This is a genomic window from Sedimentitalea arenosa (genome assembly GCF_016428585.1).
Taxonomy (GTDB): Bacteria; Pseudomonadota; Alphaproteobacteria; order Rhodobacterales; family Rhodobacteraceae; genus Sedimentitalea; species Sedimentitalea arenosa.
Window position 1 is genome coordinate 380163 of the sequence record NZ_JAELVR010000001.1, and the last position, 13863, is coordinate 394025.

A 13863-nucleotide genomic window follows, 5' to 3' on the forward strand; every position below is an offset into this window, starting at 1 on the left:
CATGCGGTCGGGCAGGGTGCCCGTCGGTCGGGTCAGTCGAGAACGTCGATCACGGCGCCGATGAGGTTCAGCACCTCGCGGGTCTCGCGATTGACGCGATAGACGTAGTCGCCAGCCCGAACATAGGAGCCTTTGCGCAGTCCGTATCGGCCTGGCGACTCGATCCAGAAATAGTCGTCATCGATACGATCGCCGATACGGTACTTTCGGTGCTCGGGTGTGCCGATGTATTTCTTGGCTTGGCCGGGTGGAACACACGGCGGGTTCTTCTTGGCCAAGCCCGGTGGGCAACTTGCCGCGGCGGCATGTTTGGCGTTTTTCGCGTGGCTGACGGTCGCTGTTGCCGCTACGCCCACGCTCAGGGCGACGAGCATGAATTTCAGGGACGACGTCATCGCACTCTCCTTGTCAGCTGCACACTTTAACGCGGAGATGACCGACTTGTTCCCTGTCGTGACGTCAAACCCCTGTCATTGGCGGGTTCACGCCGCGCCGCGTTTGCGCTTTTCAAAGCGGGGCAGCATCGCGCTGAAATCGCGGCCCTTGCCATCCTCTGTCTCGACGAACTGCGCGTAGAGCGCCTGTGCCAGCTGTCCCATGGGCGTATCCGCGTCGGCGCTTTCGGCGGCTTGCTGCGACAGGCGCAGATCCTTCAGCATCAGATCGGCGGCGAACCCGGGCTTGTAGTCGTTGTCGGCCGGGCTTGTCGGGCCGACGCCCGGGGCCGGGCAATAGGCGTTCATGGTCCAGCTGTAGCCGGACGAGGTCGAAACCACGTCGAACATCTTCTGCCGGTCAAGCCCCAGCTTGTCAGCCAGGGCAAAGGCCTCGCAGGTCGCGATCATGGTGACGCCAAGGATCATGTTGTTGCAGATCTTGGCCGCCTGGCCCGCGCCTGCGTCGCCGCAATGCACAGCCTTCTGGCCCATGATTTCAAACAGCGGCGCGGCCTTGGCAAAGGCTGCCTCCGAGCCGCCCGCCATGAAAGTGAGCGTGCCGCCCGCTGCTCCGCCGACGCCGCCCGAAACCGGGGCATCCACCGCCAGCAAGCCGGCGGCCTCGGCCTCGGCCGCCACCGCACGGGCGCTGTCCACGTCGACGGTGGAGCAATCGACCAGCGCTGCGCCCTTGGTCATGGCCGGGATCACTTCGCCTGCGACCGCGCGCAAAATCTCGCCATTGGGAAGCATGGTGATGACGACCTCCGCCCCTGTGGCCGCCGCGGCGGCGCTGTCGGCCATGCGCACGCCGTCGATCTTGACCTCGGCCATGTCGAACCCGACGACGTCGTGCCCCGCCTTCACAAGGTTGGCGGCCATCGGCGCGCCCATGTTGCCCAGTCCGATAAATCCGATCTTCATGTCGCTCTCCTCAGTCGTCGAAATTCAGCGTATCTGTGCCTAGCGGGGCCAACATGCGCGCTACCGCGTCCGCAGGCACGTCCATGTCGGCGTATTGCCAGCGCGGGTTGCGGTCCTTGTCGATGATCGCAGCACGGATTCCTTCCAGGAAATCGCCATGTTCCATGGCGCGCGAGGTAAAGCGGTATTCAAGGTCCAGCGCGTCCCGTATCGTCGTTTCGCCCGCTTGCAACCGGTGGATTGTCTCGATGGCGCAGGCCATGGACAGCGGTGAATTGCGTGCCATCACTCTGAGGGTGTCTTCGGCGAAGTCCGAGTCATCCGCGCGCAGACGTTCGAGAACCCCGTGCAGCGAGGGTGTGGCAAACAGGCGGTCTATGGCGTCCCGATGCGGTGACAAAGCACCGCGTGGCGGTGTTTCTGCCAGCCGCAGCAGATGCGAAATATCGCCACTGGCCTCCAACAGTTCGACAAATTCGCTCCATCTTTCGCGCGGAACGTAGTGATCTGCAAATCCGGCATGGATCGCATCGCCCGCATCCATCCGCGCCGCGGTGGTGCCCAGATAGGCCCCCAGGTTTCCCGGCGCCCGGGCGAGCAGAAGGCTGCCCCCGACATCGGGCACCAGACCGATGCCGCATTCCGGCATGGCGATCCGGCTGCTGTCGTCGACCACCCTGTGACTGCCATGACAGCCGATGCCGACGCCCCCGCCCATGGTGAAACCCTGCATCAGGCTGACCACCGGCTTCGGATAGTCCGCCAGCATCGCGTTCATGCGGTACTCGTCGCGCCAGAACGTGCGGCCGTAGGAGAAGTCGCCTTTGGTGCCGGTCGCGTACAGTTCGGCAATATCGCCGCCCGCGCAGAATGCCTTGTCGCCCTCGGCGTCGATCACGACCAACGCCACATGTTCTTCCTCGCGCCACAGGCGCAGGATCGTGTCGATGGCCATGCACATGTCATAGGTCATCGCGTTCAGGGCCTTGGGCCGGGTCAGGGTGATCCGACCGGCGCGGCCTTCGACGCGAACGTTCAGATCGTTCGACAGCATCTAGCGGTCCGCCAGCATGTGCCGCGCGACGATCACCCGCATGATCTCGTTGGTGCCTTCGAGGATCTGGTGCACCCGCAGATCGCGCACCAGTTTCTCGATGCCGTAGTCCGCAAGATATCCGTAGCCGCCATGCAGTTGCAGGCACTGATCAACCACATTGCTACCGGCTTCGGTCACGAATTTCTTGGCCATGGCGCAGAACTTGGTCGCATCCGGCGCCCCGGTGTCCAGCTTCCAGGCCGCCTGGCGCAGAAAGGTGCGCGCCGCCTGCAATTCGATTTCCATGTCGGCCAGGCGGAATTGCAGCCCCTGGAATTGGTCTATGGAGGTGCCGAACGCCTTGCGTTCTCGCATGTAGGCCAGCGTCAGGTTCAGCGCCGTCTGCGCGGCACCCAGCGAACAGGCCGAGATGTTCAGCCGCCCGCCGTCCAGCCCCATCATCGCGTATTTGAAGCCCTTGCCCTCTTCGCCGACAAGGTTTTCGGCGGGGATGTGGCAATCGTCGAACTGCACCTGTGCGGTGGGTTGGGAGCGCCATCCCATCTTGTCCTCAAGCCCGCCGAAGGACAGGCCCGGTGTGCCATCCTCGACATAGACCGTCGAAACACCCTTGGGGCCGTCTTCGCCGGTGCGGACCATGCAGACATAGGCATCGGAATAGCCGCCGCCGGAGATGAACGCCTTGGTGCCGTTCAACGTATAGCCCTCGTTGGTTCGGGTGGCGCGGGTTTTGAGCGCGGCCGCGTCGCTGCCCGATCCGGGTTCGGTCAGGCAGTAGGACAGAACCGTTTCGAGGCTCAGCACGTCGGGCATGATCCGCGCCTTCATCGCGTCATCGGCGAAGGTGTCGATCATCTTGGCGCACATGTTGTGGATCGACAGGAAGGCCGCGACGGAGGGGCAGGCCATGCTGAGCGCCTCGAAGACGAGTGTCGCATCGAGACGGCTCAGCCCCGCGCCGCCGCCTTCTTCGCTGACATAGAGACCGCCAAAGCCCAGCTCGCCGATCTGCGGCCAGAGTGTCTTGGGGATCGAACCCTCGGATTCCCATTGGCGCGCGAAGGGGGCGATATGCTCCTGTCCGAACGCGTGTGCCATGTCGAAGATGGCGGTCTGTTCGTCACTCAGTGCAAAATCCATGCGGCATTCCCCCTCTGGCGCGTCGAATTGAACGGCTGTTTAATTCGCAATCCTTACAGGAATTTTGCAGGTCGGGGCAATCCGGCCAAGACCTAAAGTTCGGACTGGAATTCCTCGATCAGATGCTGAACGACCGCGGGCCCGGCGGGCTTGTCCGCCGCCACGGCTTCGGCATGGACCTGCCGTTGGCGGGCGGCGCTGGTCCCGTCGCGCACGATGTTGCGCAGCGCGGCCAGTTCCTGTGTGGTGCCGAGCGCTTCGGCGTCTTCGGACAGCAGCCCGATCAACTCGTCCAGCAGGGTGGCGAAGGGCTTGATCGACCGGTCGCCGAAATCGATCAGCCCTTCGGTGGTGCCATAGCGCTGCGCGCGCCAGCGGTTCTCGGCGATCAGGAAGCGGTCATAGGTGCGCCAGCGCTGGTTGCGTTCGCGCAACCGGCAGAGCATCCGCACGATGGCCTGTGTCAGCGCGGCGAGCGCCAGCGTGTCTTCGAGCCGGGGGGACACATCCATGATCCGGGTTTCCAGCGTCGGGAAACTGGCCGACGGGCGCAGATCCCACCAGATCTTGCTGGTGTCCTCGATCACGCCCAGTTCGATCAGCGTTCCGGTCGCGCGTTCATAGTCGGCCCAACTGTCGAAATGCGGCGGCAGACCGGTGCGGGGCAGGTTGTCGAACACCGTCAGCCGATAAGAGGCGAGCCCCGTGTCATCGCCCTGCCAGTAGGGTGAGGACGCCGAGAGCGCGAGCAGGTGCGGCAGGAAATAGCTGAGCTGCGGCATCAGGTCGGCGCGCAGGGTCTGGTCCTCGATTCCCACATGGACATGCATCCCACAGATCAGCATCCGCCGCGCCACGCCACCAAGCGCCTGTTGCAGCGCCGTATAGCGCTCCTTGTGGGTATGCTGCTGGTCCTTCCAGTCCGCGAACGGATGGCAACTGACCGCGATCGGGGCGAGGTTGTGGTCGGCCGCGTGACGCACGACGCAGGCGCGCAGGCGCTTCAGGTCTTCGCGTGCCTCACCGATGCTCGCGCAGACCCGGGTGCCGACCTCGATCTGGCATTGCAGGAACTCCGGGCTGACCTGGCCTTCGAGGTCGGACTGGCAGGCGGTCATCAGTGCTTCGGGGGCTTCGGACAATTGGAGGCTGTCGCGGTCCACCAACAGGTATTCCTCTTCGATGCCGAGGGTGAAATCCTGTTGCATGGCCAGTCTCCGCTTTGGGCTTTGGGCCAGTCAAATGGCTCGGGCCGGGCTTGCCAAGCAAAAAAGCGGTCGTCGTGACACGGCTGGGGGCTTGCAGCGGCGCGCCGAACCGGGCAATTCGGCTGGAAACGCCTGTTTCGGCGTGCGGATCAGGGCGGGATGGATCATGGGGAACGGTCGGAAAATTCGTGATATCAATGTCTTGCTTAAGGATGTGAATGTCCGTCTCGTGGATGGCAGTGAACACGAGGCCGAACAGCAGCGGTTGCGCGACTTCGAAGCCGGCGGCGGTCTCGACCGGCCGGCCTATGCCCTGTCTCCTGGGATGGAGGGCTTTGACATCGCGCCGCTCGTCGATCTGGCGGCGCGTCATGCCGCCGATCTTGCCCGACTGATGGACCCTGCGGAGAATTCAACAGGCTATCGTCCGGGCAACGGGTACTATGACGGTCCCGACGCCGAAGCGCTCTATCTGATGGTGCGCCAAGCCGCGCCGCGCCGGGTGATCGAGGTCGGCTGCGGCAACTCGACCCGCGTGACACGGCAGGCACTTCGCGACAGTGGGACGGAATGCACGCTGACGGCAATCGATCCCTATCCGCGCGCCGATATCGCCGACGTGGTGGACCGCTTCGAACAGGCACGGCTCGAAACCGTCGACCCGGCGCTTTTCGCCGATCTCGCGGCCGGCGACATCCTCTTCATCGACTCCAGTCACCAGGTCAGGATGAGCAACGACGTGGCGCATCTGTTCTGCCGCATCATCCCGGCGCTCGCACCGGGCGTGGTGATCCACGTCCACGACGTCTTCTTGCCGTACGAATACCCCAACCGGTTCTTCAGCGACTGCCCGTCCTGGGCCGAGCAATACGTGCTGCACGCGCTGTTGCAGGGCGGGGGATACGACATTCTCTGGCCGGGCTACTACCTTCAGAAGGAACGGCCCGACGCGGTTGCTGCATTGCCTTTCCTGTCACACGGGCGGGCGCAGAGCTTCTGGATTCGCAAGCGCTGACGGCCCGCTGCCGCAACCTTCCCATGCGGGAAGGTTTGACATGGATCAAGATAAAATTCCATTTGCAGAATATGAAGGAGGCTCAACACACGTGGAGCCTTCTCATGAAAACCAGACTGATCGCCCTTTTACTTGCCCTGTTGACCGCGTTGCCGATGGTCGGAACCGGCGGCATGGCCATGGCCGACGACGACAAGCGGGGCCTATTCGTCAACCTGACGACAGACGACACGTGGGCTGCCGCCAAGGCGATCATGTTCGCCCATGAGAAATCCTTGAAGAACGGACATGACACGGCGATCTGGCTGAACGTGCGGGCGGTGTATCTGGCCGATGCCAAACGGCCGAGCCACGTGCATGGCCTGATGGCCGAGCAGGGCACATCGATCCAGGACATGCTGCGCGCCTTCATGGCCGATGGCGGGACCGTCATCATGTGCGGAGCCTGCTCGAAGGCGGCCGGTCTGACCAAGGCCGACTATATCGATGGCGTCGTCATGGGCGAATGGCCGTTGGTGGAAAGCTGGTTGTTCCGCGACGGGATGCAAACCCTGTCGTGGTAACGAAAAAGCCCCCGACGCGCGATGCGTCGGGGGCTGAACGTTCGATTCGCCCGAGGGATTACAGCAGACGGACCTGGGTGCCGATCTGCACCAGCGGGTAAAGTTGCTCGACATGCTGGTTGTAGAGTCCGATGCAGCCGGACGAACTCTGCCGACCGATCTTGCGCGTGTCATGGGTGCCGTGCACCAGATAGGCGGGCCAACTCAGATACATCGCGCGCGTGCCAAGCGGGTTTCCGGGGCCACCCGGCATGAACTCGGGCAAGCTCGGGTCGCGCTCGCGCATGTTGGCGGTGGGCGTCCAGCGCGGATTTTCGGCCTTGCGCACGACTTCGGTATAGCCACGGCGTGTCAGTTCCTCGGACATCGGCACCGAGGAGGGATACAGCCGGTAGGTCACGCCGTCCGGTCCCCAATAATGTACGGCGCGGCTGGTGATGTCGGCCAGAAGGCAGCCCTTGCCCAAAGTGTCGAAGTGATCCTGCCAGTTCTGACGCTGGAAGGAGGACACGTTGCGGCGCACCGGCTCCTGATCTCGGATCGGCGCTTCTTCCTGCGGAAACGCATCCTGGGATTGCGCGCGCAGCAGGGACGGTGTGGCCAGAGTGGCGGCGGCGCCGAGCAACGCGCCGCGACGGGTGATGCGGATGCGGTTCATGTTCTTGCCTCGTCATATTCGCTTCTGACCATCAGATATTGTCCGCTGGCGCGGCAGGCCAGAGGAAAACCCGCGCGATCAGCCATTTCACGCCGAAGTGACGCCGGGTGAGGGCCGTTTGGGCGTTCTCTCGCGCGGCGATCCTACTTCAGTCCACAGTATGCGCTGCGGTAAGCAAGGCGTCGAAGCTGGTTTCGGGAATGTCGAGCCTGGCGAGCGCCTCGGCTTCCGTGCTGACGATCTCGACCACAAGATCATCGTTGATTTCGGCCAGTTGCTGATACATCCGCGCCATGCCGAACCCGGTGTCCTCGGGGGCATGGATGACGCAGAGAACGGGGTTATCGAGAGACTCGTAGTAGCTTTTCTCACGCAGCCGGATCGTCCGCATTTCCTGATAGCTGAGATCGAGATTGGTCAGGTTGGAAAAATCGATCAGCTCCCGACAGCCGTGATCCCACGTTCTGTCATTCTCGAGCTTGGAGAAATAGCGGAAAATATCCCTTTGGGTAATGTGCCCTTCCAGTCGAAGGAACAACAGTTGGCGATCCGGAAAGTAAGTGTAGGGAATTCCCATGATGAAAAATCGGTCGCACCTCTTAAAGGGATTTCGCTTTTAGGATAGGCGAACTTTTGCCGAATGACAATCTGGGGTTGTTTTCCGAATGGGTTTTCACTCGTGTGTGTCCCCATTGCCTCGGTGGCAACGGGGACACAATTCGTCGGATCAATCCGGCAGGTCCTTCAGTCCATCGGCTTGAAGTGGAACTCGCCGCCTTCCTTCAGGCCGGAGGGCCAGCGCGAGGTCACGGTCTTGGTGCGTGTGTAGAACTTGAACGCGTCCGGTCCGTGCTGGTTAAGGTCACCAAAAACCGATTTCTTCCAACCACCAAAGGTATGATAGGCCAACGGCACCGGGATCGGTACGTTGATGCCGACCATGCCCACGTTGACTCGACTGGCGAAATCGCGCGCGGCATCGCCGTCGCGGGTGAAGATCGCGGTGCCGTTGCCATATTCGTGGTCCATCGCCAGTTTCAGCGCCTCTTCATAAGACTGAGCGCGCACCGTGGTCAGGACCGGGCCGAAGATCTCGGTCTTGTAGATGTCCATGTCCGGTGTCGCGTGGTCGAAAAGGTGCGGGCCGACGAAAAAGCCTTCCTCATAGCCTTGCAGCTTGAAGCCGCGCCCGTCGACCAGGAGCTTGGCGCCCTGGTCGAGCCCGCTCTGCACCAGCCGTTCGATATTCGCCTTGGCCGCTGCGGTCACCACGGGGCCGTAGTCCACCTCGTCGCCGCCTGTATAGGGGCCGACCTTCAGCGCCTCGACACGCGGCACCAGCTTTTCCATCAGCCGGTCTGCGGTCTCGTCGCCCACCGGAACCGCGACCGAAATCGCCATGCACCGTTCGCCGGCGGCGCCGTAGCCGGCACCGACCAGCGCATCGGCGGCCTGATCCATATCGGCGTCGGGCATGATGATCATGTGGTTCTTCGCGCCGCCGAAACACTGGACGCGCTTGCCCTGCGAACACCCGGTGCCATAGATGTATTCGGCGATCGGGGTCGAGCCGACGAACCCGATCGACTGGATCACCGGATGATACAGGATCGCGTCGACCGCCTCCTTGTCGCCATTCACGACCTGCAGGATGCCCTTGGGAAGGCCGGCTTCCTCCATCAGTTCGGCCAGCATCAGCGGCACCGAGGGGTCACGTTCGCTGGGTTTCAGGATGAAGGCGTTGCCGCAGGCGATGGCGGGGGCGAACATCCACATCGGGATCATGGCGGGGAAGTTGAAAGGTGTGATTCCCGCTGTGACGCCAAGGGGTTGGCGCATGGAGTACATGTCGATGCCCGGTCCCGCGGCGTCGGTGAACTCGCCCTTCAGCATCTGGGGCGCGCCGATGCAGTATTCCACAACTTCCAGCCCGCGCTGCACGTCGCCTGCCGCGTCAGGCAGGGTCTTGCCGTGTTCCCGGCTCAGCGCTTCGGCCAGCTTGTCCATGTCGCGGTTGAGCAGGTCGACGAATTTCATCAACACGCGGGCACGGCGCTGCGGGTTGGTGGCGGCCCAGGCCGGTTGCGCTTTTGCGGCAACCTCGACTGCGTGGGCCAGTTCCTCGCCATTCGCGAGCGGAACGCGGGCTTGAACCTCGCCGGTGGCTGGGTTCATCACGTCGGCGAAACGGCCGGACTGGCCTTTGACGTGACTGCCATTGATGTAGTGGGTCAACTCTTGCATGGAATCCTCCTGTCTTTGAACTTGCGCGCAGGATAGGCTTGCAAAAATAGCCTGAAAAGAGGCAAGGTTTCAAAAACGTTTTGCAGTTTTGCAAAGGTCTGACCATGGAACCGCATTGGGACGATTTGAGAGTGTTCCTCGCCGTGGCCCGCAACGAAAGCCTGTCGGCCGCGGGGCGGGTGCTCAAGATCGACCCGGCCACAGTTGGCCGGCGCATCGCGCGGCTCGAGGCGGCGCTGGAAACGCCACTCTTCGTCAAGTCGCCGCAGGGCTACGCGCTGTCGGCGGCGGGCGAACGGTTGATGGCGCATGGCGACGCGGCCGAACAGGCCATGCGCGCAGCGACCGAAGCGCTTGCCGGGCCCAGCGAAGGATTGGCCGGACAAATCAGGATCGGTGCGCCAGACGGCTGCGCCAACTACCTGCTGCCGCAGGTCTGCGCCGCAATCGCGCAGGACAACCCCGATCTCGACATCCAGATCGTCGCGTTGCCCCGGGTCGTGAACCTGTCCCGTCGCGAGGCGGACATGGCCATCGCGGTCAGCCCGCCCTCGGCCGGGCAATTGCTGGTGCAGAAGATCACCGACTACCGGCTGCACCTGGTCGCGAGCCGCCGCTACCTGCGCGACATCCCGCCCTTGCGCAACCTGACCGACCTGACGGGCAGACGGGTGATCGGCTATATCCCCGACATGATCTTCGATGCCGAGCTCGACTATCTCGACAATCTCGGGATCACGCGGGTGCCGCTGGCGTCGAACTCGGTCCCGGTGCAGCTGAAACTTCTGGCCCAACATGCCGGGATCGGCGTAGCGCATGATTTCGCGCTCCCCAGTCACCGCAACCTCCGCAAGGTCCTGACCGAGCAGGTCAGCCTGACGCGCAGCTTTTATCTGGTGCGGCACCAGGGTGATCAGCGCAGTGATCGATTGAACCGCTTTTCGGCCGCGTTGTCGCACGGAATCCGCGACGAGGTGGCCCGGCTGGAAGCGCTGACTTGACTTGATGGCATATTGCGGCAACGCTATTGATATTGAAAGATTATTGCGGAGGCTCCCAGAATGCGCGTTCACCAGATTCTCAAGTCCAAGGCAACCTCGGGCGTTCTGACGGTCGCGTCGACGGCCAAGGTGTCCGATGCGGCCAAGGTGCTGGCCGACAACAGGATTGGCTCGGTCGTGGTGTCCGACGATGATGGGCAGACGGCGATCGGCATCCTCTCGGAGCGTGACATCGTGCGCGAACTGGCCCGCGTCGGCCGCGCCTGCCTGGATGAGTCGGTCGGCGCCTACATGACCTCCAAGCTCGTGACCTGCACCAGCCAGGACGATGCGCAGGACATCCTTGGCAAGATGACCGAGGGCCGGTTCCGCCACATGCCCGTGGTCGAGGACGGGAAGATGATCGGCCTGATCACTCTCGGTGACGTGGTCAAGGCACAGCTCGCTGTGCTGGCGATGGAGAAGGAAGCGCTGCAGGGCATGATCATGGGGCACTGATCGGCTCCTTTCGGGAACGGACGGTGCTTGCAAATGCGGGATGGTCGTGTTTGCTTGCGCCGCAACTGAATACTGGCAGGAGTCCGCCATGCGCGTCGCCTTGTATCCCGGCACGTTTGATCCGATCACCCTGGGTCATGCCGATATCATCCGCCGCGCCTCGGCTCTCGTCGACAAGCTGGTCATCGGGGTCGCGATCAACCGCGACAAGGGCCCGCTCTTTTCGCTGGAGGAGCGCGTGTCGATGATCGAGGCGGATTGCGCGGCGCTGTCGCGCGAGACAGGCACCGAGATCATCGTGCATCCGTTCGAGAACCTGCTGATCGACTGCGCCAACGATGTCGGCGCCCAGATCATCGTGCGCGGCCTGCGCGCGGTGGCGGATTTCGAATACGAGTACCAGATGGTCGGCATGAACCGCGCGCTCGACGACAGCGTCGAGACCGTGTTCCTGATGGCGGATGCGAAACACCAGGCAATCGCAAGCAAGCTGGTGAAGGAGATCGCACGCCTCGATGGCGACATCTCGAAATTCGTCACGCCCCAGGTGCGCAACGCGCTGCTGCAGCGGCTCGGAAAATCGGTACATAGCCCGTAATCCAGCGGAGCGCGCCTGCCGCGCGCAAGACATTTTTGGTTTGGCGCCTGTGACCCCGATCGCGCCCTCGTGGCGGGGTTATCGCCAGAATGCGACCCAGTCGATCAAGTCGAACAGCTTTTTCCCCAGAAAAACCAGGTGTTCCGTTCCGTGAAGGAGCAGATCCATGCCCAGAGCCGCGAGGATCAGGAGGCCCAGGACAAGTGCGATCGAATTCGTCATGCCACCCTGCAGGCGTGAAAAAGCCCGGTCAGATATGCCTGACCGGACCATTGCCCGCAAGGGGAGCCTGCGATCAGCCGTTCAGCCGGCCCATCGCGACGGCCACGTCCGCCATCCGCACCGAGAAGCCCCATTCGTTGTCGTACCAGGCCAGCACCCGCACCATGCGCCCGTCCACGACCCGGGTCTGGTCGGGGGCGAAGATGCTGCTCTCTTCGGTGTGGTTGAAGTCGATCGAGACCTTCTGCTCGGGGTCATAGGCCATCACGTGCCCCATCGGGCCCTTCACGGCCGCCGCAACCGCCTCGTTGATCTCCTCGGCCGTGACATCGCGCCCGGCGCGGAAGGTCAGGTCGACCGCCGATACGTTCGGCGTCGGCACCCGCATGGCAGATCCGTCGAGCTTGCCCTTGAGATTGGGCAGCACCTCGCCCAGGGCTTTTGCGGCGCCGGTCGAGGTGGGGATCATCGCCATCGCCGCGGCGCGCGCGCGATACAGATCCTTGTGCCGCCGGTCCAGCGTCGGCTGATCGCCGGTATAGGAATGGATCGTGGTCATGATGCCATGCTCGATGCCGACCGCCTCGTCCAGCACCTTGGCCAGCGGGGCCAGGCAGTTCGTGGTGCACGAGCCGTTGCTCACCATCGTGTCGCCCCTGGTCAGCATCTCGTCATTGACGCCGAAAACGATGGTTTTCTGCACGTTCTTGGCGGGCGCCGAGATCAGCACGGACTTTGCGCCACGCTCCAAGTGCACGCCGGCCTTCTTGCCGTCGTTGAACTTGCCCGTGCATTCCAGCACCACGTCGCAGCCCGACCAGTCCAGTTCCTGCGGATCATAAGTCGAGAACATCTCGATTTCGCCCCGGCCCAGATCCAGCGTGCGTTCGCCAACGCGGATATCGTTTCCGAATCGTCCATGCACGCTGTCGTAGCGCAACAGGTGCGCCGCCGTTTCCAGCGGGCCGGTCGCGTTGGCCTTGACCACCTTGATGTCATTGCGCCCGCTGGCCGCGATATGGGACAGGGTGCAGCGGCCGATACGGCCAAATCCGTTGATTCCGACGGTGACGGTCATGCTTCATCGCTCCTGAAAGTTGCGCTTGGGCGGCATATAGACCCGCGCCCCCCGCTAAAAAAGGGAAAAAGCGTCGCAATCACTTGGTGTTAGCGCAAACCCATTCCGGTAACGCTAACTCTTGTCCTGCCGGACGGGCACGCTAAGCTGACCGGACACCCGATAGGACACGCACAGGACGAGGGGCAGAAGAATGAGCGGGCTACTGGCGCTGCTGGACGACGTAGCGGGAATCGCCAAGGTGGCCGCGGCCTCGGTTGACGACATCGCGGGGCAGGCGGCGAAGGCGGGCGCCAAAGCTGCCGGGGCCGTGATCGACGATGCAGCTGTCACGCCGAAATACGTGCACGGCTTTCATGCCAGCCGCGAGTTGCCCATCATCTGGCGCATCGCCAAGGGGTCGTTCAAGAACAAGCTGCTCTACCTGCTGCCGATTGGGCTGCTGCTGGCCAATTTCGCGCCCTGGCTGATCGCGCCACTGCTGATGCTGGGCGGGTCCTATCTCTGTTTCGAGGGAGCGGAAAAGATCTATCACGCGTTGGTGCCACATGATCCCACCCCCGTTTTTCGCGAGGATATCAAGGGCGACCCGGCCCATCTCGAAGAGGAGAAGGCCGCGGGGGCGATCAAGACCGATTTCATCCTGTCGGCGGAAATCATGACCATCGCACTGGCCGCGATCCCGGAGTCGAACATCTGGATGGAGGCCGCGACGCTCGCGCTGGTCGGTATCGGCATTACCGTGGTGGTCTATGGCAGCGTCGCGCTGATCGTGAAGGCCGACGATGTCGGGCTCTTCCTCGCCGAAAACGGCCGACTCGGTACGACCCGGGCGCTCGGGCGCGGCGTCGTGCGCGCCATGCCATGGCTGATGAAGGCCCTGACGATCATCGGCACGGCGGCCATGCTCTGGGTCGGCGGCTCTATCGTCATTCACGGACTCGAGGAACTGGGTTACGGCTGGCTCGGGCATCACATCCACGATGCGGCCTATGCCGTCGCCCATCAGGTACCGGCGGACTACCAGGCGGCGACGGAGTGGATCGCCAAGGCGACGATGGACGGCATTTTCGGCCTCGCGTTCGGTATGGTCCTGATCCCGATCGCAAAGAAGGTACTGGTTCCGCTTTGGAGCGCCGTCACCGGGAAACCCGCGACCCCGCCGCATTAGCAAGCGGGCTGGCCCGGTCGGTCAATCCGGTGGAAAACGTCCATGTTGT

The 13863-nt window shown here is 63.0% G+C and carries 16 protein-coding genes; 6 read left to right on the forward strand and 10 right to left on the reverse strand.

Annotated features, from left to right (window positions below; all coding sequences use genetic code 11):
* Positions 1 to 32: 32 nt before the first annotated feature.
* The 5 genes from JF290_RS01815 to JF290_RS01835 form a co-directional block, all read right to left on the reverse strand.
* Positions 33 to 395: an excinuclease ABC subunit A gene (locus tag JF290_RS01815; RefSeq protein ID WP_199023015.1), complete on the reverse strand. Its 363-nt coding sequence runs from the start codon at positions 393 to 395 to the stop codon at positions 33 to 35.
* An 87-nt stretch (positions 396 to 482) separates the two neighbouring features.
* Entirely contained in the window at positions 483 to 1361 is an 879-nt protein-coding gene (mmsB, locus tag JF290_RS01820; protein ID WP_199023016.1) for a 3-hydroxyisobutyrate dehydrogenase, read from the reverse strand.
* A 10-nt stretch (positions 1362 to 1371) separates the two neighbouring features.
* Positions 1372 to 2415, reverse strand: a complete 1044-nt coding sequence (locus tag JF290_RS01825) for an enoyl-CoA hydratase/isomerase family protein (protein WP_199023017.1) — start codon at positions 2413 to 2415, stop codon at positions 1372 to 1374.
* Complete coding sequence (locus JF290_RS01830) at positions 2416 to 3558, reverse strand: acyl-CoA dehydrogenase family protein (RefSeq protein ID WP_199023018.1); 1143 nt, start codon at positions 3556 to 3558, stop codon at positions 2416 to 2418. It abuts the gene before it with no gap.
* A gap of 92 nt (positions 3559 to 3650) precedes the next feature.
* The gene (locus JF290_RS01835; protein ID WP_199023019.1) at positions 3651 to 4766 is read right to left on the reverse strand and encodes a carboxylate-amine ligase; all 1116 of its coding nucleotides are present in this window, start codon (positions 4764 to 4766) and stop codon (positions 3651 to 3653) included.
* Positions 4767 to 4995: 229 nt separating this feature from the next.
* Here JF290_RS01835 and JF290_RS01840 point away from each other — a divergent pair, with 229 nt between their 5' ends.
* Positions 4996 to 5781: a class I SAM-dependent methyltransferase gene (locus JF290_RS01840; RefSeq protein ID WP_227362784.1), complete on the forward strand. Its 786-nt coding sequence runs from the start codon at positions 4996 to 4998 to the stop codon at positions 5779 to 5781.
* 104 nt (positions 5782 to 5885) lie between these two features.
* Positions 5886 to 6344 (forward strand): DsrE family protein, encoded by a 459-nt coding sequence (locus JF290_RS01845; protein ID WP_227362785.1) that lies wholly within the window; start codon positions 5886 to 5888, stop codon positions 6342 to 6344.
* Positions 6345 to 6402: 58 nt separating this feature from the next.
* Here the strand turns inward: JF290_RS01845 and JF290_RS01850 are convergent, their stop codons facing one another.
* From JF290_RS01850 to JF290_RS01860, 3 genes are all read right to left on the reverse strand, one after another.
* Entirely contained in the window at positions 6403 to 7002 is a 600-nt protein-coding gene (locus JF290_RS01850; RefSeq protein ID WP_199023021.1) for a L,D-transpeptidase, read from the reverse strand.
* 148 nt (positions 7003 to 7150) lie between these two features.
* Positions 7151 to 7579 (reverse strand): hypothetical protein, encoded by a 429-nt coding sequence (locus tag JF290_RS01855; RefSeq protein ID WP_199023022.1) that lies wholly within the window; start codon positions 7577 to 7579, stop codon positions 7151 to 7153.
* A gap of 167 nt (positions 7580 to 7746) precedes the next feature.
* Positions 7747 to 9246 carry a CoA-acylating methylmalonate-semialdehyde dehydrogenase gene (locus JF290_RS01860; protein ID WP_199023023.1) on the reverse strand — a complete coding sequence of 500 codons (1500 nt, stop codon included), beginning with the start codon at positions 9244 to 9246 and terminating at the stop codon, positions 7747 to 7749.
* Positions 9247 to 9350: 104 nt separating this feature from the next.
* On the opposite strand from JF290_RS01860, the gene JF290_RS01865 reads away from it, so the two are divergent.
* The 3 genes from JF290_RS01865 (at position 9351) to coaD (ending at position 11343) form a co-directional block, all read left to right on the forward strand.
* Positions 9351 to 10247, forward strand: a complete 897-nt coding sequence (locus JF290_RS01865) for a LysR family transcriptional regulator (protein WP_199023024.1) — start codon at positions 9351 to 9353, stop codon at positions 10245 to 10247.
* A gap of 60 nt (positions 10248 to 10307) precedes the next feature.
* On the forward strand, positions 10308 to 10745 hold the full coding sequence (locus JF290_RS01870) for a CBS domain-containing protein (protein WP_199023025.1): 438 nt from the start codon (positions 10308 to 10310) through the stop codon (positions 10743 to 10745).
* A gap of 88 nt (positions 10746 to 10833) precedes the next feature.
* Entirely contained in the window at positions 10834 to 11343 is a 510-nt protein-coding gene (coaD, locus tag JF290_RS01875; protein ID WP_199023026.1) for a pantetheine-phosphate adenylyltransferase, read from the forward strand.
* Between the two features lie 78 nt (positions 11344 to 11421).
* Here coaD and JF290_RS01880 read toward each other — a convergent pair whose 3' ends face one another.
* Together JF290_RS01880 and gap are read right to left on the reverse strand one after the other, a co-directional pair.
* Positions 11422 to 11565: a hypothetical protein gene (locus JF290_RS01880; RefSeq protein WP_199023027.1), complete on the reverse strand. Its 144-nt coding sequence runs from the start codon at positions 11563 to 11565 to the stop codon at positions 11422 to 11424.
* A gap of 73 nt (positions 11566 to 11638) precedes the next feature.
* Positions 11639 to 12643 carry a type I glyceraldehyde-3-phosphate dehydrogenase gene (gene gap / locus JF290_RS01885; protein ID WP_199023028.1) on the reverse strand — a complete coding sequence of 335 codons (1005 nt, stop codon included), beginning with the start codon at positions 12641 to 12643 and terminating at the stop codon, positions 11639 to 11641.
* Positions 12644 to 12836: 193 nt separating this feature from the next.
* Between gap and JF290_RS01890 the strand changes: the two genes are divergently transcribed.
* On the forward strand, positions 12837 to 13814 hold the full coding sequence (locus JF290_RS01890; RefSeq protein WP_199023029.1) for a DUF808 domain-containing protein: 978 nt from the start codon (positions 12837 to 12839) through the stop codon (positions 13812 to 13814).
* Positions 13815 to 13863 lie beyond the last annotated feature (49 nt).